Annotated in this window: 16 protein-coding genes; 7 read left to right on the forward strand and 9 right to left on the reverse strand. The window is 68.0% G+C overall.

Annotation, left to right across the window (positions count from 1 at the left end; genetic code table 11):
* Window positions 1–74: 74 nt before the first annotated feature.
* Genes trxB through mrtJ form a run of 7 tightly spaced genes read right to left on the reverse strand, consistent with a single transcriptional unit; the run spans window position 75 to window position 8,088 of the window.
* Window positions 75–1,022: a thioredoxin-disulfide reductase gene (gene trxB, locus GTP44_RS10710; RefSeq protein ID WP_160990859.1), complete on the reverse strand. Its 948-nt coding sequence runs from the start codon at window positions 1,020–1,022 to the stop codon at window positions 75–77.
* A gap of 13 nt (window positions 1,023–1,035) precedes the next feature.
* The gene (gene dsbD / locus GTP44_RS10715) at window positions 1,036–2,871 is read right to left on the reverse strand and encodes a protein-disulfide reductase DsbD (RefSeq protein WP_161019411.1); all 1,836 of its coding nucleotides are present in this window, start codon (window positions 2,869–2,871) and stop codon (window positions 1,036–1,038) included.
* Window positions 2,868–3,761 (reverse strand): FAD:protein FMN transferase, encoded by an 894-nt coding sequence (locus GTP44_RS10720; protein ID WP_371867198.1) that lies wholly within the window; start codon window positions 3,759–3,761, stop codon window positions 2,868–2,870. The genes dsbD and GTP44_RS10720 overlap by 4 nt, the downstream gene beginning before the upstream one ends.
* Window positions 3,758–4,891, reverse strand: coding sequence for a DUF3570 domain-containing protein (locus tag GTP44_RS10725; RefSeq protein ID WP_161019412.1), 1,134 nt, complete (start codon window positions 4,889–4,891; stop codon window positions 3,758–3,760). Before GTP44_RS10725 ends, GTP44_RS10720 begins: the two co-directional genes overlap by 4 nt.
* Window positions 4,892–4,902: 11 nt before the next feature.
* Window positions 4,903–5,133 (reverse strand): DUF4266 domain-containing protein, encoded by a 231-nt coding sequence (locus GTP44_RS10730; protein WP_160990856.1) that lies wholly within the window; start codon window positions 5,131–5,133, stop codon window positions 4,903–4,905.
* Window positions 5,130–7,778: a choice-of-anchor D domain-containing protein gene (locus tag GTP44_RS10740; RefSeq protein ID WP_229256873.1), complete on the reverse strand. Its 2,649-nt coding sequence runs from the start codon at window positions 7,776–7,778 to the stop codon at window positions 5,130–5,132. Before GTP44_RS10740 ends, GTP44_RS10730 begins: the two co-directional genes overlap by 4 nt.
* A gap of 16 nt (window positions 7,779–7,794) precedes the next feature.
* Entirely contained in the window at window positions 7,795–8,088 is a 294-nt protein-coding gene (gene mrtJ, locus GTP44_RS10745; RefSeq protein WP_371867199.1) for a JDVT-CTERM system glutamic-type intramembrane protease MrtJ, read from the reverse strand.
* 207 nt (window positions 8,089–8,295) lie between these two features.
* On the opposite strand from mrtJ, the gene GTP44_RS10750 reads away from it, so the two are divergent.
* The 7 genes from GTP44_RS10750 to pcp are packed head-to-tail and all read left to right on the forward strand — an operon-like array spanning window position 8,296 to window position 13,852.
* On the forward strand, window positions 8,296–8,865 hold the full coding sequence (locus GTP44_RS10750) for an RNA polymerase sigma factor (RefSeq protein ID WP_161019413.1): 570 nt from the start codon (window positions 8,296–8,298) through the stop codon (window positions 8,863–8,865).
* Window positions 8,862–9,518 (forward strand): zf-HC2 domain-containing protein, encoded by a 657-nt coding sequence (locus GTP44_RS10755; protein WP_161019414.1) that lies wholly within the window; start codon window positions 8,862–8,864, stop codon window positions 9,516–9,518. Before GTP44_RS10750 ends, GTP44_RS10755 begins: the two co-directional genes overlap by 4 nt.
* Window positions 9,515–10,822: a S8 family peptidase gene (locus tag GTP44_RS10760; RefSeq protein ID WP_161019415.1), complete on the forward strand. Its 1,308-nt coding sequence runs from the start codon at window positions 9,515–9,517 to the stop codon at window positions 10,820–10,822. Before GTP44_RS10755 ends, GTP44_RS10760 begins: the two co-directional genes overlap by 4 nt.
* 5 nt (window positions 10,823–10,827) lie before the next feature.
* Window positions 10,828–11,496, forward strand: a complete 669-nt coding sequence (locus GTP44_RS10765; RefSeq protein WP_160990852.1) for a TorF family putative porin — start codon at window positions 10,828–10,830, stop codon at window positions 11,494–11,496.
* 28 nt (window positions 11,497–11,524) lie between these two features.
* Entirely contained in the window at window positions 11,525–12,211 is a 687-nt protein-coding gene (locus tag GTP44_RS10770) for a DUF969 domain-containing protein (RefSeq protein ID WP_160990851.1), read from the forward strand.
* The gene (locus GTP44_RS10775; RefSeq protein ID WP_160990850.1) at window positions 12,208–13,164 is read left to right on the forward strand and encodes a DUF979 domain-containing protein; all 957 of its coding nucleotides are present in this window, start codon (window positions 12,208–12,210) and stop codon (window positions 13,162–13,164) included. The genes GTP44_RS10770 and GTP44_RS10775 overlap by 4 nt, the downstream gene beginning before the upstream one ends.
* Before the next feature lie 37 nt (window positions 13,165–13,201).
* On the forward strand, window positions 13,202–13,852 hold the full coding sequence (pcp, locus tag GTP44_RS10780; RefSeq protein ID WP_160990849.1) for a pyroglutamyl-peptidase I: 651 nt from the start codon (window positions 13,202–13,204) through the stop codon (window positions 13,850–13,852).
* A gap of 3 nt (window positions 13,853–13,855) precedes the next feature.
* Here the strand turns inward: pcp and GTP44_RS10785 are convergent, their stop codons facing one another.
* A complete protein-coding gene (locus GTP44_RS10785) occupies window positions 13,856–14,761 on the reverse strand; it encodes a LysR family transcriptional regulator (protein ID WP_161019416.1) in 906 nt (301 codons plus the stop codon).
* A 59-nt stretch (window positions 14,762–14,820) separates the two neighbouring features.
* Window positions 14,821–15,732: a pseudouridine-5'-phosphate glycosidase gene (locus GTP44_RS10790; RefSeq protein ID WP_161019417.1), complete on the reverse strand. Its 912-nt coding sequence runs from the start codon at window positions 15,730–15,732 to the stop codon at window positions 14,821–14,823.
* Window positions 15,733–15,735: the final 3 nt, after the last annotated feature.

The raw sequence follows: 15,735 nt of genomic DNA on the forward strand, positions 1-15,735 counted from the left end.
GTTTCATCCGCCGTTGTCGTCCCTCACCGATCCCCGCCGCGCTTGCCGCCCGGCGGGGATCGGTCCATTTGGCCTCAGCTATCGTGCTGTTCCAGATAGCGTTGCGCGTCCAGCGCCGCCATGCAGCCGGTGCCGGCGCTGGTGATGGCCTGGCGGTACACGTGGTCCTGCACGTCGCCGGCCGCGAACACGCCGGCCACCGAGGTCTGGGTCGCCATGCCGCCGCTGCCGCCGCGGGTCTTGATGTAGCCGTTGTGCATCGCCAACTGGCCTTCAAAGATGCCGGTGTTGGGCCGGTGGCCGATGGCCACGAACAGGCCGTGCACGGCCAGATGTTGCAGCTCGCCGGTGTGGCGTTGCAGCGTCACGCCGGTCACGCCGCTTTCGTCGCCGTACACCTCCTGCAGCGTGGTGTCCAGTTTCAGGGCGACGTTGCCGTGTTTGACCTTGTCCATCAGCCGGTCGATCAGGATCGGTTCGGCGCGGAACTTGTCGCGCCGGTGCACCAGCGTCACGCGCGCTGCGAGGCCGGACAAATACAGCGCTTCCTCGACCGCTGTGTTGCCTCCGCCGATGACGGCCACTTCGCGGCCACGGTAGAAAAAGCCGTCGCAGGTGGCGCACGCGGACACGCCGCGTCCCATGAACGCCTGTTCCGACGGCAGGCCGAGGTATTGCGCTGACGCGCCGGTGGCGATGATCAGCGCGTCGCAGGTGTACTCGCCGGCGTCGCCCACCAGGCGGATCGGCTTTTCGTGCAGATAGGTGGTGTGGATATGGTCGGTCAACATGCGCGTGCCGAAGCGTTCGGCGTGGCGCTGGAAGCGTTCCATCAGCTCCGGCCCTTGTACGCCGAGCGGATCGGCGGGCCAGTTTTCAACGTCGGTGGTGGTCATCAGCTGGCCGCCCTGCTGAATGCCGGTGAGCAGTGTCGGTTGCAGGTTGGCGCGGGCCGCGTACACGGCGGCGGAATAGCCGGCCGGGCCGGAGCCCAGAATCAGCAAACGGGAATGGTTGGACATGTTCTGGTTCTCTTTAGCTGGCGGTGCGCTGCAATTGGCGCAGGAAGGCATCGGGCGGCATGAAGCCGATCACGCGCGCCGGCGCCACTTCCTGGCCGCTGGCGTTGAACAGGATGATGCCGGGTGGGCCGAACAGCTGGAAGCGCTTCATCAGCGCGCGGTCGTCGGCGTTGTTGGCGGTCACGTCTACCTGGATCAGCTGCATGCCGCGCATGGCGCCGGCCACGCGGCTGTCGGAGAAGTTCATGCGCTCCATCTCCTTGCAGGCCACGCACCAGTCGGCGTAGAAGTCGAGCATGACCGGCTGCCTGGTGCTGGCCAGTACCTGGTCCAGTTCGGCCACGGTGCGGATGCGGGTGAAGCGTGGCTCGGCATGCTCGGCGGCGTTGCCGCCGGCCGCGCCGCCGCCGCCACCGCGCAGGTGCGCCAGCGGTTGCAGCACGTCGGTGCCGGAGCTGGCCGCGCCGATCAGCTGGAACAGGCCGATCAGCAGGAACACCACGCCCAGCGCCTTGGCCGCATAGGTGCCGATGCCGGCGCCGGCCGGCACCGCCGTGCCCGGACGCAGGAACACCGCGCACAGGATGGCGAACGCGCCCCACAGCGCCATGCTGGCGGTCACCGGCAGCACCGGGCCGATCATCCAGATCGCCACCGCGATCAGCATCAGGCCGAACACGCTTTTCACGTGGTTCATCCAGGCGCCGGCGCGCGGCAGCAGGCTGCCGGCCGACAGTCCGGTCAGCAGCAGCGGCACGCTCATGCCGGTCGCCATGGCGAACAGCGCCCAGCCGCCGGTGACGGCGTTGCCGGTCTTGCTGATGTAGAGCAGGGCGCCGGCCAGCGGGCCGGCCACGCACGGGCCGACGATCAGCGCCGACAGCGCGCCCATGACGAACACGCCGGCGATCTTGCCGCCGCTCTGGCGGCCACTGGATTCGCTCAACTTGCTTTGCAGCGCGCCCGGCAGTTGCAGCTGGTAGACGTCGAACATCGACAGCGCCAGCGCGAACAACAGCGCGCCGAAGGTCAGCAGCACCCACGGTTTTTGCAGCGCGCCGGCCAGGCCTTCGCCGGCGATGCCGGCCGCCACGCCGAGCGCGGTGTAGACCAGCGCCATGCCGAGACTGTAGGCGGCGGCCAGCAGCAGGCCGCGCCGGCGCGTCACGTTGCCCTCGCCGACGATGATCGACGACAGGATGGGCACCATCGGCAATACGCATGGCGTGAACGACAGCAGCAGGCCGAACACCAGGAAGGCGCCGCCGATGCGCCACACGCTGCCGCCTTGCAGCATGCGCTGGGCCAGCGAGGCGTCGTCCTCGGCGTGTTCCGGTGCCGCCGCGGCCGCGGCCGTGGCGCTGGCGGCAGCCGTGGTCGCCGTTGCAGCGGCCGGCGCCGCGTCGGTGCTACCGCCGGCCAGCGCCGTCAGCACGCCCAGCGCCGCCGGGTCGATGGTGAAGCTGCGCGTCTCGGGCGGGTAGCACAGGCCGGCGTCGGCGCAGCCCTGATAGCCGACCGTCAGCGTCAGCGCCCCGGTGCCGCTGACCGGCACGTCGAGGTCGAGCGCGTTGTAATAGGTTTCCATCTCCTTGCCGAAGTTCTCGTCGAACTTGCGCTTGCCGGGTGGCAGCTGCGGCTGGCCGACGCCGGGGCCGGTGAACGACAGCCGCTCGCGGTAAAGGTGGTAGCCGGGCGGAATGGCCCAGTGCAGCTTGACGGTATGCGCGTCGCGCAGTTCCGCCTTCAGTACGAAGGCCTGCTCGGGCGGCAGGAAGTCGTCCGCCGCCGCCAGGGGAAGCCATGCCGCCAGCAGCAGCGCGCACAGCCAGTTAAATATCGCCTTCATGTGGTTCTCCGAAAAATTTGTCCTGTGTGGTCGATGGCCAGGTAGCTCATGCCGCAGCGTTCCAGGAAGTCCAGGCCGTCCTGCTCCAGCAGCATGGCGGTGGTGGTGCAGCTGCCGGCGGTGATCGCCAGCGGCGCCACCACGCTCACCGAGCGCCAGTACGACACCGGCATGCCGCTGCGCGGGTCGAGCACATGGCAATAGCGCTGGCCGTCGATTTCAATAAAGCGTTCATAGTCGCCGCTGGTGGTCAGCGCGCCACGGCTGAACGGGATGCTGGCGATGGTCGCCGCCATGTCGCGCGGGTCCTGAATGCCGATGTCCCACGGCGTGCCGTCCGGGCGCGGCCCGAGGAAGCGCATGTCGCCGCCGAGGTTGACGTAGCCGTGCGTCAGCCCCTGCGCGGTCAGCGCCTCGGCCGCACGGTCCACCGCGTACTCCTTGCCGAAGCCGCCGAAATCGAGCTCCATGCCGGGCAAGGGCAAGAACACGCTGTCGTGGTCGTATTCAACGATCGGCCAGCCGACCAGCGGCAGCAGGTCCTCCAGCGCGCCCGGTTGCGGCGCGCGGCCGTGGCGGAAGTCCCAGGCCTTGCGCAGCACGCCGGAGGTGATGTCGAAACGGCCCTGGCTGGCGCGGTACAGCGTGTCGGCGTAGGCCAGCAGCGCCGCCGTTTCGCGGTCGCAGCTGACCGGGCGCAGGCCGGCGGCGGCGTGGATGCGGCTGAGCACACTGTCGTCGCGGTAGCGCGAGTACTTGCGCTCGATGCGGCGCACCTCGGCGATCGCCGGTGCGGCGGCGGCGTGCGCCGCGCGGCCGTCGGCCACCGCCAGCACCACCTCGCAGTGACTGCCCATGGCGGCAAAGCTGACCGTGTGCAGCCCGTTCACCACAGCCGCGTGAAGCCGATTTGCAGGCTGGTCGCGCGCAGCGGCGCCAGGCCGGGGCTGCCGTCGCCGAACACGCGCCAGGCGCCGCGCTGCTGGTAGCGTTCGACCTTCAGATCAACGCTCCAGTCGCGGTCGATCTGCTTGGCCACCTTGAGCCCGGCCGTGACGGCGCCGAAGCCCGACAGGCGCTGGTCGGCCGAGGTGAAGGCCGGGCCGCCGAACACATAGCCGGGCGGGAAGGGCTCGCCGATGCGGGCGTCGTACACCGGGTCGAAGTAGAAGCTGGCGGCGCGCTGGGTGTACAGCCGCAGCGACGGCGTCAGCGTCCAGCCGGCGGCCAGCGACTGCACCCATTCGCCCGACAGCGTGTGGGCGCTGATGCCGAAGGTGTCGCGGTAGTAGCGGTAGCTCAGGCGGCTGGTGGCGTCGAGCCCGACAAAGCGGTGGTTCCACTGCGCCAGCAAGGTGTCCTGCTCGCGCTTGCGCGGCCGGTTGTCGACCAGCTTGTACGGATCGGAATAGTAACCGTGGCCGCTGCTGTGGGTGTAGGTCAGCTGGCCGATGTCCACCGGGGTGAACACCTGTGTCACGCCGGCCAGCAGGTTGATCGTCTGCCGGCCCTCGTTGGTGACGATGCGGTTGACCGGGTTGATGGCGTCGTCCGAGCCGCCGATGCCCAACGCCCACACGGTGTTCTTGTCGGCGCTGTCGATGGTCGCTTGCAGCGACAGCGCGCGCGAGCGGTAGTCGTGCTCGGTGGAGAAGGCGGTGCCGACGCTGATCGTGCCGCCCGACAGGTAGCGGGTGACGCTGAGGTCGCCCGCCTTGCGCTCGTCGCTCATGCGCGAGGCGCCCGACACCGCCGTGTGATAGCGCGGCGTGGCGCCGGACACCGCGTCGCGGGTGGCACTGGCCGCAATGCTCCATTCGCCGGCCACCGGCATCATCACCGAGATGGCCGGCGCGTGCACGCGGATGCGGTCCAGACCGGACTGGTCTTCCTGGTAGTCGAGATATTTGACGCTGATGGCGCCGCGCTCGGGCGCCGTCTCGGCCTGCGCCAGGCCGGGCAGCAGCATCGCCGCCGCCAGCAACGCCGGCCCTAGGGCCGCTTGGGTTTGTTTGTCCATGGGATTCCTTGTCAATTGCAGCCGCAGCCGCCGCCGCCAACCGCGCTGCCGCCGGAGGCGGCTTCCTTGCTGGCGTAGATGTGTTCATTGAAACGGGTGGCGAGGCCGTCACCCTGAATCAGCATGTCGGGGCGCGCCAGCTCGCCCTTTTCCCACGGCTGCACCGGGGGCAGCGCGCAGCCGGACAGGCCGGCCGCGATGGCGCCCAGCAGCGCCAGGCGGGTCAGGATGCGCGGGCTCATTTGGACGCTCCCAGCGCCGCCTGGATGCGGCTTTCCAGCGCCGCGCGGTCGTCGGCGCGGAAGCCGCTGTGTTCATACAGCACCTTGCCGTCCGGGCCGATCAGCACACTGCTGGGCATGCCCTTGACGCCGTAGGCGCGCGGCGCCGTGCCGCTCGGGTCGAAGCCGATGACGAACTTGGCCGGCGTGCCGGTGAGGAAGTTGCGGGCGTCGTCGGTCTTGGCGTCGACATTGATGCCGACGATCTGCAGGCCCTTGTCGCCATAGCGCGCCTGCATCTCGTTCATCCACGGGAACGACTGGCGGCACGGGCCGCACCACGAGGCCCAGAAGTCGACGTACACCAGCTTGCCGCGATACTGCTCCAGCTTGACCGCGCCTTGCGGTCCCTCCAGGGCGAAGGCGGGCGCCGGTTTGCCCACGTCGGCGGCTTGCGCCGTGGCAGGCGTCACGGCCGGCGCCAGCAACAGCGCGCAGGCGGCCACGCTGGCCACGCCGGCCAGCGTGCCGGCGGCGGCGCGCGCCTGACGACGGCGCCACAGCAGCACACCGGCGGCCAGCAGCACCAGCGCCGCCAGGGTTGGGTCGTTGCCGTCCTGCGCGGCGGAGCAACCGCCACCGCCACGGTTCTGCGGCTGGCCGGTGGCCGGAGCCGCTGTCGCGCCCTGGCCGCTCAGCGCGATGGTCCAGCTGGCGCCGTTGGCTTGCAGGCTGACGTTGCCGCTGGCGCTGCCGGCGCTGGCCGGCGTGAAGCGCACCGGCAGTTCGCAGGCCGCGCCCGCCGCCAGCGTCAGCGGGAAGGCGGCGCAGGACTTGCTGTCGGTGGCGGCGGCGAACGGGCCGGTGAAGCTGGCGCTGTTGATGGTCAGCGCGGTGCTGCCGGTGTTGGTCAGCGTGAAGCGTTTGACCGGGCCGGCGTCGCCCAGCGTGGCGCTGCCGAAATCAAACGCCTGCGGATTGATGCCCAGGCTCGGGGCGGCGGCCGCCACGGCCACACCGTTGCCGCTCAGCGACAGGCTCAGTTGCGCGCCGCCGTCGGTCATCAACACCAGATTGGCGCTGCGGGCGCCGGCCGCGGTGGGCTGGAAGCTGCTGTCGATGGTGCAATTGGCGCCCGGGCTGATGCTGGCGCCCACGGCGCAGCTGCCCGCCAGCGCGAAGTCGCCGGGATTGGTGCCGCCCAGCGCGAGGGTGGTGATCTTCAGCGCCGCGCTGCCGTTGTTGCTCAGCGTGGTGCGGTGCGCGGTGGCCTGCTGGCCCACTTGCGTGCTGCCGAACGTGACCGGGGTGGTGTCGGACAACACCGGCCGCGCCACGGCGCTGGTGGTGCCGCTGCCGCTGATGCCGATGGACAGGTCCGGCGCGTTCGAGCGCAGTAGCAGCGTGGCGTTGACCGCGCCGGTCGTCGTCGGCGCGAACGACAGCGTCAGATTGCAGCTGGCGCCGACCGCCAGCGTGCCGCCGCAGCCGCCGCTGGCCAGCGTCACCGATGGCGCGCCGCTGACGGCGATGCTGGTGAAGTTGACCGGCACGTTGCCGCTGTTGGTCACGCTCACGCTTTGCGTCAGCGCGCTGGCGCCAATTGTCTGCGCGCCGAACGACAGCGCCGATGGATTGGCCGCCAGGGCCGGCGCCGCCGCGCTGGCGTTGCCGCTCAGGCTGACGGTGACGCTGGCGCTGGCGTTGCTGGCGTTGGAGGCCAGCGTCAGGTTGGCCGCGAAGGCGCCGGCGGCGGTGGGGGTGGCCACCACCGTGACGGTGCAACTGCCGCCGGCCGGCACGGCGGTCGCCGTGGCACAGGTGCCGCCGAGCTGGAAGATGCCGGCGTTGGCGCCGGACAGGCTGATGCCGGTCAGGCTCAGCGCCGCCTGGCCGGCGTTGCTGACAGTGATGGTCTGGGCCGGCGAGGCACTGCCGGTTAGCAGCGTGCCGAAGTTCAGGCCGTTGGCCGACAGGGCGATGGTCGGCGCCGCCGCCACATTGCCGCTGCCGCTCAGGCTGACGCTGCTGGTGCCGCCGGTGGCGTTGTGGCTGACGTTCAGGCTGGCGCTGCGGGCGCCGCCGGCGCTGGGGCGGAACACCAGCTGCACATTGCAGCTGGCGCCGGCCGCGACGCTGACGCCGGCGCCGCAACTGCCGCCGCTGATGGAGAAGTCGGCGGCGTTGGCGCCACTGACGCCGACCGCGCTGATGGCCAGCGCGGCGTTGCCGCTGTTGGTCAGCGTGGTGCTGAGCGCGGCGCTGGCCTGGCCGACGGTGGTGCCGGCGAACGACAGGCTGGCCGGCGCCAGCGTCGCCGCCGGCGCGGCCGTCACGTTCGGGTTGCCGATGAAGGCCGCCAGGTCCGACAGCTCGGCCGCCGAGAACTTGCCGTTGTACAGCGAGCCCATGCCGCCGCGATTGGTGCTGAAGGCGCTGCTGATCACACCGGGATTATTGGCCGCGGCAAGGATGCCGTTGACATTGTTGGCCGGCGTCGGGCCGTGGCAGGAGGCGCAGGCGGTGCCGCCGGAGGCCGGTCCGTTCAGATACAGGCTCCTGCCGTTCAGGGCGTCGGCGGCGTGCGCGGCCGGCGCCAGCATCAGCAAGGCCCACACGCTGGTCGCGCAGAGCGCGCCGCGGTGGGAAGGTGAGATTTTCTTCATCGGTTCTCCAATCAGCTCAAGGTCCAGAAACAGATCCACATACGGTGATCGCGCTCGCATTGCAAAGCGCGTGCAACAGGGCACACCAGCGCCAGTCCCGCCAGCGCTGGTAGACCGCGCCAAACAGCAAGCCCGGCCCGAACACCAGCGCCGCCGCCGTCAGGCCCGACCCCAGGTGCAGGGCGCTGAACGCCAGCGCGCTGACCAGCAGGGCGATGGCGGGCGCGGTGCGTTGCAACAGCCAGGCGTGCAAACCGGCGCGCACGACCCACTCCTCCAGCAGCGGCGCCAGCAATAGCAGGCGCGCCACGGTGGCCAGGTCCGGGTGTAATAGAGCCGGGCCGCAGAAAAGAGCAGAAGGGGAGGCAAGCACGCTGGCTGAACAATCCGTCAATGTTGGTGACGGTCAATACCCACGCGCGGCAAAATGGTTCAAAATTGGCGCAGAATTTATTTTTGTTTTTTTATTGAACCTTTTTTCCTGGGCTCGGTATTCACGTGATTACAGGAGAATTGCATGCGGATTGAGCGGGGCGGGGCGGACGAACTGGATGAAAGTGCCTTATTGCGGCGTATCGTGGGCGGCGACCGGTCGGCCTTCCAGGCCTTGTATCGCGCGTATTTTTCCCGTCTGGCGCGTTTTTTGGACCGCATGACGCGCGACGTGCCGCTGATCGAGGAAATTATCAACGACACCATGCTGGTGGTGTGGCAGAAAGCGGACACCTTCGATGGCAGTTGCAAGCTGTCGACGTGGATTTTTGGCATCGCCTACCGGCAGGGGTTGAAGGCGCTGCGCGGCGCCGACGCGCCGCTGGAGCCGCAGGACGATCAGTGCGGCGACGCGGCGGCGGAGCCGGAGCACGCGATGGCGGCGCATCAGCTGCGCCAGGGCGTGAGCCGGGCGCTCGATGCGTTGCCGGTGGAGCAACGGGTGGTGGTCAGCCTGACGTATTACCATGGCATGGCCTATCAGGAAATCGCCGACACCATGGGGTGTCCGGTGAACACGGTGAAGACGCGCATGTTTCACGCGCGGCAAAAGCTGAAGGGCATGTTGTCCGATCATATGGAAGAAATGCAATGAGTACCCTAAGCACGATGAGCGGCGCCGAGCATCTGGCGCTACAGGATTTACTGCCCTGGTATGCGTCCGGCGCGCTGGACGAGCGCGAGGCGGAGCGGGTGCAGCGGCACCTGAGCGACTGCGCGCTGTGCCGCGAAGACCTGGCCTGGCAGCGCAAGCTGCTGGAGACCGAAGCCCCGCTGCCGGCCGGGCTGGACCCGGAACGGGCGCTGGCGCGCCTGATGCCGCAACTGGAGGCGCGCCCGGCGGCGCCAGCGCCAGCGGTAACGGGGCAGCGCCTTGCCGGCCGCCTGCGCGCCTGGCTGGGCCTCGCCGGCTGGCAGGGCTGGGCGCTGGGCGCGCAGTTCGCCGCGATCGCGGTGCTGGCCTCGATGCAGCTGATGCCGCGCCAGGAAGCGCAACCCTATCAGGCGCTGGGGCGCGGCGCGGCCGCCACGCCGGACCTGCTGGTGGTGTTCAAGCCGCTGGCGCGGGTGGAGCAGGTGCAGCGCCTGTTGCAAGCGCACAGCGCCCAGATCATCGGCGGCCCGACCGTTACCGGCGCCTACATGCTGGAGGTGGAACAGAGCCGCCAGGCGCAACTGCTATCGGCGTTGCGCGCCGATCCGGCGGTGGAGCTGGCCGAATCGCTGACCGCCGGTAGCCAGCCATGAGGCCGCTGTTGGCACGTTGGCTGGCGGTGTGTTTGGGCCTGGCCCTGCTGACCGGCGCCACCGCCGCGCAAACCGAATCCGATCTGCCGCAGATCGGCGGCCCGTCCACCGACGTGCAGACGGCCGGGCCGGCGGCGCCCGAGGCGGCCGCGAACGCTGAAATCCTGGTGATGTTCCATCTGCCGGCGCCGCATTTTCGCCCCGACAGCTATGGCAGCGCCGATTACCGCGACGACGCCGGCCGCGCCGCGCGCCAGCGCCTGGCGGCGCAGCTGGCGCAGGAGTACCAGCTGGAACTGGTCGAGGACTGGGCGATGCCGGTGCTCAGCATCGATTGCTACCGCATGCGACTGCCCGCCGGCATGGCCACCGCGCCGCTGCTGGCGGCCCTGGCGCAGGACCAGCGCGTGGCGTGGACGCAGCTGATCCAGGACTTCGTGGCGCAAGGCGGCAGCGACCCGCTGTACCGCACGCAGCCGGTCGCCGGCGCCTGGCAACTGGCGCAGGTACGCAAGGTCGCCACCGGCCGCAAGGTGGTGGTGGCGGTGGTCGATAGCGGCGTCGAGAGCAATCATCCCGACCTGGCCGGCCAGGTGGCGTTGGAGGAGAACTTCGTCGATCAGCAAAAATACGTGGCCGAATTGCACGGCACCGCCATCGCCGGCGTGATCGCCGCCCGCGCCGGCAACGGCATCGGCATCGAGGGCGTGGCGCCCGAGGCGCGGTTGCTGGCCCTGCGGGCCTGCTGGCAGGCCGGCAGCGCCACCCGCTGCAACAGCTTCACGCTGGCCAAGGCGCTCAACTTTGCGTTGGCTAATGGCGCCCAGGTCATCAATCTCAGCCTCTCCGGCCCGCAGGACCGGCTGTTGCAGCAACTGGTGGAAGTGGCGCTGGCGCGCGGCATCCGCGTGGTGGGCGCGGTCGATCCGGCGCGGCCGGACGGCGGCTTTCCGGCCAATACGCCGGGCGTGTTCGCGGTGGCCTCCGATGGCGCCGCGCCGCACACCGGCAACCACGCGCTGACCGCGCCGGGGCGTGACATCCCCACCACCATGCCGGGCGGGCGCTGGGGGCTGGTCAGCGGCTCGTCCTACGCCGCCGCCCACGTCTCCGGCATGCTGGCCTTGCTGGAACAACTCAAACCGCAGATGCCGGCCGCCAGACTGCGCGACAGCATCGTCCTGAACGAAGGCGGCGTACCGTTGACGGGAATAGATCTGTGTGCCACCATCAGCCGCATTTCAGGAAGGTGCTCATGCGCGTGTACACACAGTTCCAGCAGCCAATTCGCACAGTCGCCCTAAGCCTCTTGTCATGCTTGCTGGCGCCGGCGGCCCAGGCGCAACTGAGCGGCAGCGCCGGCCTGATGTCCAACTACCTGTATCGCGGTATTTCACTGAGTAACAATCAGCCGGCGGCGCGTTTGGCGCTGAACTATGACGGCGCCGGCGGCTGGTATGCCGGCGGTCAGGCCGTGACCGGTCAACTGGTGACCGAACAGCAGCGCAACGTGCAATGGGTCGGCTATGCCGGTTATGCCGCGCGGCTGGCTTCCGGCCTGTCGTGGGAAAGCGGCGTCAGCGCCTATGCCTTTCCCCGCAGCCCGACCTGGAATTTTCGCGAAGTGTACGTCGGCCTGGCCGGTAATGGACTGAGCGGCCGGCTGCATTATTCGCCCGACTATCTGGGCATGAACGAGCGCACCTTGTTTGGGGAACTGAACGGCGGCTGGATGCTGGCGCCGCGCTGGCAGGCGTTCTGGCACGGTGGCTATCTGCACTCGTTCGACAACGCGCTGAGCAACCGCGCCGAGTTGCGTTTCGGCGTCGCCACCGGCCTGCACGGCTGGCGCGCGCAGGCCTCGTTCGACCTGACGCGTTTGCGCAGCGCGTCCAACAGCCGTACCTATATTGGCACGTCGGCCATCGATGTCGACTGGGAGCGGCGGCTGGTGCTGTCGTTTGCCCGCGCTTTCTGAACCAGGATCTTTGCATGGGGATGCGGATATGAGTACCGTGGTTAACCTGTGGCCGCTGCTGGGCGTGGCCGTCATCATCGCCGGCTTCGTGCTGCGCGCCCATCCGGTGCTGGTGGTGGTGGCGGCCTGTTTTGTCACCGGCTTTGCCGCCGCCATGCCGGTCGAGCAGTTGCTGGCCAGCCTGGGCGCCGCCTTCATCAAGACGCGCAACCTGCCGCTGATCCTGCTACTGCCGATCGCCGCCATCGGCTTGCTGGAGCGCTACGGCCTGAAGGAGCACGCGCAAGCCTCGATCGCGCGCATCCGCTCGGCCACCACCGGCCGGCTGCTGATTGTCTACCTGGCGGTGCGCGAACTCACCGCCGCCTTCGGCCTGACCAGCATCGGCGGTCATCCGAACATGGTGCGGCCGCTGGTGGCGCCGATGGCGGAAGGGGCGGCCGAGGTGCGCTATCCGAATATCACCATGGACATGCGGTACCGCATCCGCGCCATGGCGGCCGCCACCGACAACGTCGGCCTGTTTTTTGGTGAGGATATCTTTGTTGCCTTCGGCGCCATCGTGTTGATGCAAACCATACTGCATGGCGAAGGCATCGATGTCGATCCGCTGCACATGGCGCTGTGGGGCATTCCGACTGCGGTGTGCGCCTTCATCATCCACTCGTGGCGCCTGTACCGCTTGGACGCGCAGATCGCCCGGAGCGTGCGATGATCGTCACGCTGGATTTCTTCTACTACGTGCTGGGCGTGATGCTGCTGATCGTCGCCGTCATGGCGCTGCGCGATCCGCACAATCCCAGGCGTTACAGCAGCGCCTTGTTCTGGGCGCTGTACGCGGTGATCTACCTGGCCGGCGAACAACTGCCGCCGGTGGCGGCCGGTCTGCTGATGGTGGTGATGGCGCTGATCGCCGGCTTCGGCGGCGTAGCCCTGGGCCGCTATGGCGACCGCACGCCGGAGGAGCGCGGCACCAGCGCGCGGCGGCTGGGCCACAAGCTGCTGATTCCGGCGTTGCTGATTCCACTCACCACCGTCATCGGCGCCACCTTGTTGAAGGACGTGCGCTGGCACGGCCTGTTCCTGCTCGATCCGAAAAACATCACGCTGGTCAGCCTCGGCTGCGGCTCGTTGTTCGCGGTCGCCACCGCCTGCTGGCTGACACGCTCGACGCCGATGCAGGCGCTGCGCGAATCGCGCCGCCTGGTCGATCATCTGGGCTGGGCGGTGGTGCTGCCGCACATGCTGGCGGTGCTGGGCCTGCTGTTCACCGATGCCGGCATGGGCAAGGCGGTGGCGCATGTGGTCACGTCGTACATCAATATGGACGTGCGGCTGGTGGCGGTGGCGGTGTATTGCATCGGCATGGCGCTGTTCACCATCATCATGGGCAATGGCTTCGCGGCGTTTCCGGTGATGGCCGGCGGCGTTGGCATTCCGGTGTTGGTGGGCGTGTATCACGCCAATCCTGCGGTGATGGCGGCGATCGGCATGTTCAGCGCCTACTGCGGCACCTTGATGACGCCGATGGCGGCCAATTTCAACATCGTGCCGGCGGCGCTGCTGGAACTGCCGGATAAAAACGCGGTCGTCAAAATGCAGATTCCCACGGCATTGCCATTATTGTTAGTAAATATTGCGCTGCTTTATTTTTTGATGAATCTGTGAGACGCTGCTGGGTTAATGCGTCACGGAGTTCGTGGAGATGAAAAAGATCATATTGTTAACGGGCTTTGAACCGTTTAACAAAGAGACCATCAATCCCTCGTGGGAAGCGGTGCGTCAGCTGGAAGGTTGGCACGAAGGAGAGTTCGTGGTGCACGCGCGGCAGTTGCCTTGCGTGTTCGGGCGCGCGCTGAAGGTGGTGCATCAGGCGGTGGAGGAGCTGCAACCCAGCATCGTCATCGCGGTCGGGCAGGCCGGTGGCCGGCTGGATATTTCGGTGGAGCGCATCGCCATCAATATCGATGACGCGCCGATTCCCGACAACCAGCATCGGCAGATCGTCGACCAGACTATCATCAACGGCGGCCCCGCCGCCTATTTCTCGACCTTGCCGATCAAGGCCATCGTCCATGAGTTGCGCGCGGCGGGCTTGCCGGCGTCGGTGTCGCAGACGGCGGGCACGTTTGTCTGCAATCATGTGTTCTATGGTCTCATGCATCAGGCGCACGAATGGGGCACCACCATGCGGGCCGGTTTCATTCACATTCCGTATCTGCCGGAGCAGGCCGCGCGTCATCCGGGCACGGCCAGCATGCAGCTGGCGGATGTGGTCGAAGCATTGCGCATCGCCGTCCGCACCACGCTGGCGCACACCATCGATGTGCGCGAGGCGGGCGGGCTGACGCACTAGGCCTCAGTCGCGCGCCGGCGGGTTGAGGATATTCAGGAAGGCGCGCACCACGGGCGCGTCGTCGGTGGTGGTGTAGCTGATGTACAGATTGGCCGATGGCGGATTGCTGCGGATCTGCACGAACACCACGCCCGGCCAGCCGATGCGGCTGGTGGTCTCGGGCATCAGCGCCACGCCCAGCCCGGCGCCGACCATGGCCAGCAAGGTCTGCGGCTCGGACGCTTCCTGAAAAATCGTCGGCTGGAAGCCGGCCTTCACACAGCACTGGATCAGGTAGCGCGGGAACGATGACTTGTCCAGCGCCAGTGTCAGCATCGGTTCTTCGGCGATGTCGGTCAGCTCGATCGCCTCTTCCTTGGCCAGCGGATGGTGCTCGTTGAGGGCTACGCACACGTCTTCGCGGAAGCACAATTCCTGGCGCAGGTTGTCGTGTTTCAGGTCGTCCTCGTCCAGCCGCGGCTCGCGCCAGAAGCCGACGTCGATCTGCTTGGCGCGCAGCGCTTCGTATTGCAGCGTTGGGCCCAGTTCATGCAGCGTCCATGTCACACGCGGGAACTTGGTCTGGAATTCTTCCAGCAGACTGGGGATCGGCCCCCACATCGCCGAGCCGACGATGCCAACGCGCAGCCGGCCGACTTCGCCGCGGTCGATCTGGCGGATGGTGTCGATGGTCATGCGCATCTTGGCCAGCAGTTCGGACGCCTCGCTCATCAGCGCCTTGCCGGCCACCGTCAGCTCGAAGGTGCGGGTGGTGCGGGCGAACAGTTTGACGCCCAGTTCGCTTTCCAGTTTCATGATCTGCTGGCTCAGCGGCGGCTGCGAGATGTGCAGGCGCTCGGCGGCACGGCTGAAACTTTTTTCTTCAGCGACCGCGAGGAAGTACTTCAGTTGTTTCAGATCGATGGACATGGTGGCCTCGAAAGTTTGCCCCTCGTCATTCCGGCCTGCGCCGGAATGCCTGTTGGCGATCAGGTCCGTTGCATCGCCACCGCCAGCGCGGCGCCGCAACGGGCATTGTTTTTCACCAGCGCGATATTGGTGGCCAGACTGCGTCCCCCGGTCAGCGCCTTGATGCGGCTAAGCAGGAACGGCGTGACGTGCTTGCCGCTTACCCCTTGCTGTTCCGCCTCGCCCAGCGCCTGTTCGGTGATGCGGTCGATCTCTTCCTTCGGCATCGCCTCGGCGGCCGGCACCGGATTGCTGACCACGATACCGCCTTTCAGGCCCAGCTGCCACTTGGTGTGAATGAAAGCCGCCTGCCCGGCCGGCGTATCCAGCTGGAAGTCGGCGTTGAAGCCGCTCTCGCGGGTGAAGAACGCCGGGAAGCCGCGCTGGCCGACACTGATCACCGGCACGCCATGCGTCTCCAGGTACTCCAGCGTCAGGCCGATATCCAGAATCGATTTGACGCCGGCGCACACCACCGCCACCGACGTCTGCGCCAGCTCCTGCAAGTCGGCCGAAATGTCGAAGCTGGTCTCGGCGCCACGGTGCACGCCGCCGATGCCGCCGGTGACGAACACCTGAATGCCGGCCAGCTCGGCGCAGATCATGGTCGCCGCCACGGTGGTGGCGCCCAGCTTGTTCTGCGACAGCACGTAGGGCAGGTCGCGGCGGCTGACCTTGATCGCGTCGGTCGAGGTGCCCAGCAGTTCCAGCTGCGCCTCCGACAGGCCGATGCAGATCTTGCCGCCGATGATGGCGATGGTGGCCGGCACGGCGCCGCCGTCGCGGATCAGCTGTTCGACTTCCCGCGCCATCTGGACGTTTTGCGGATACGGCATGCCGTGCGAAATGATGGTCGATTCCAGCGCGACGATGGGCTGGCCGGCGGCGCGGGCGGCGGCCACTTCCGGCGAGAACAACAGGTATTGGTGCATGGT

This window comes from Duganella lactea (genome assembly GCF_009857505.1).
In the GTDB taxonomy this organism is placed as follows: Bacteria; Pseudomonadota; Gammaproteobacteria; order Burkholderiales; family Burkholderiaceae_D; genus Rugamonas; species Rugamonas lactea.

What these genes read in the sequence shown, in the direction of transcription:
- pcp (WP_160990849.1), top strand. Translation starts at nt 13,202, where the DNA reads ATGAAAAAGATCATATTGTTAACGGGCTTTGAACCGTTTAACAAAGAG.
- trxB (WP_160990859.1), bottom strand. Translation starts at nt 1,022, where the DNA reads ATGTCCAACCATTCCCGTTTGCTGATTCTGGGCTCCGGCCCGGCCGGC.
- GTP44_RS10760 (WP_161019415.1), top strand. Translation starts at nt 9,515, where the DNA reads ATGAGGCCGCTGTTGGCACGTTGGCTGGCGGTGTGTTTGGGCCTGGCC.
- GTP44_RS10755 (WP_161019414.1), top strand. Translation starts at nt 8,862, where the DNA reads ATGAGTACCCTAAGCACGATGAGCGGCGCCGAGCATCTGGCGCTACAG.
- GTP44_RS10775 (WP_160990850.1), top strand. Translation starts at nt 12,208, where the DNA reads ATGATCGTCACGCTGGATTTCTTCTACTACGTGCTGGGCGTGATGCTG.
- GTP44_RS10750 (WP_161019413.1), top strand. Translation starts at nt 8,296, where the DNA reads ATGCGGATTGAGCGGGGCGGGGCGGACGAACTGGATGAAAGTGCCTTA.
- GTP44_RS10730 (WP_160990856.1), bottom strand. Translation starts at nt 5,133, where the DNA reads ATGAGCCCGCGCATCCTGACCCGCCTGGCGCTGCTGGGCGCCATCGCG.
- GTP44_RS10785 (WP_161019416.1), bottom strand. Translation starts at nt 14,761, where the DNA reads ATGTCCATCGATCTGAAACAACTGAAGTACTTCCTCGCGGTCGCTGAA.
- GTP44_RS10770 (WP_160990851.1), top strand. Translation starts at nt 11,525, where the DNA reads ATGAGTACCGTGGTTAACCTGTGGCCGCTGCTGGGCGTGGCCGTCATC.
- dsbD (WP_161019411.1), bottom strand. Translation starts at nt 2,871, where the DNA reads ATGAAGGCGATATTTAACTGGCTGTGCGCGCTGCTGCTGGCGGCATGG.
- GTP44_RS10790 (WP_161019417.1), bottom strand. Translation starts at nt 15,732, where the DNA reads ATGCACCAATACCTGTTGTTCTCGCCGGAAGTGGCCGCCGCCCGCGCC.
- GTP44_RS10725 (WP_161019412.1), bottom strand. Translation starts at nt 4,891, where the DNA reads ATGGACAAACAAACCCAAGCGGCCCTAGGGCCGGCGTTGCTGGCGGCG.
- GTP44_RS10740 (WP_229256873.1), bottom strand. Translation starts at nt 7,778, where the DNA reads ATGAAGAAAATCTCACCTTCCCACCGCGGCGCGCTCTGCGCGACCAGC.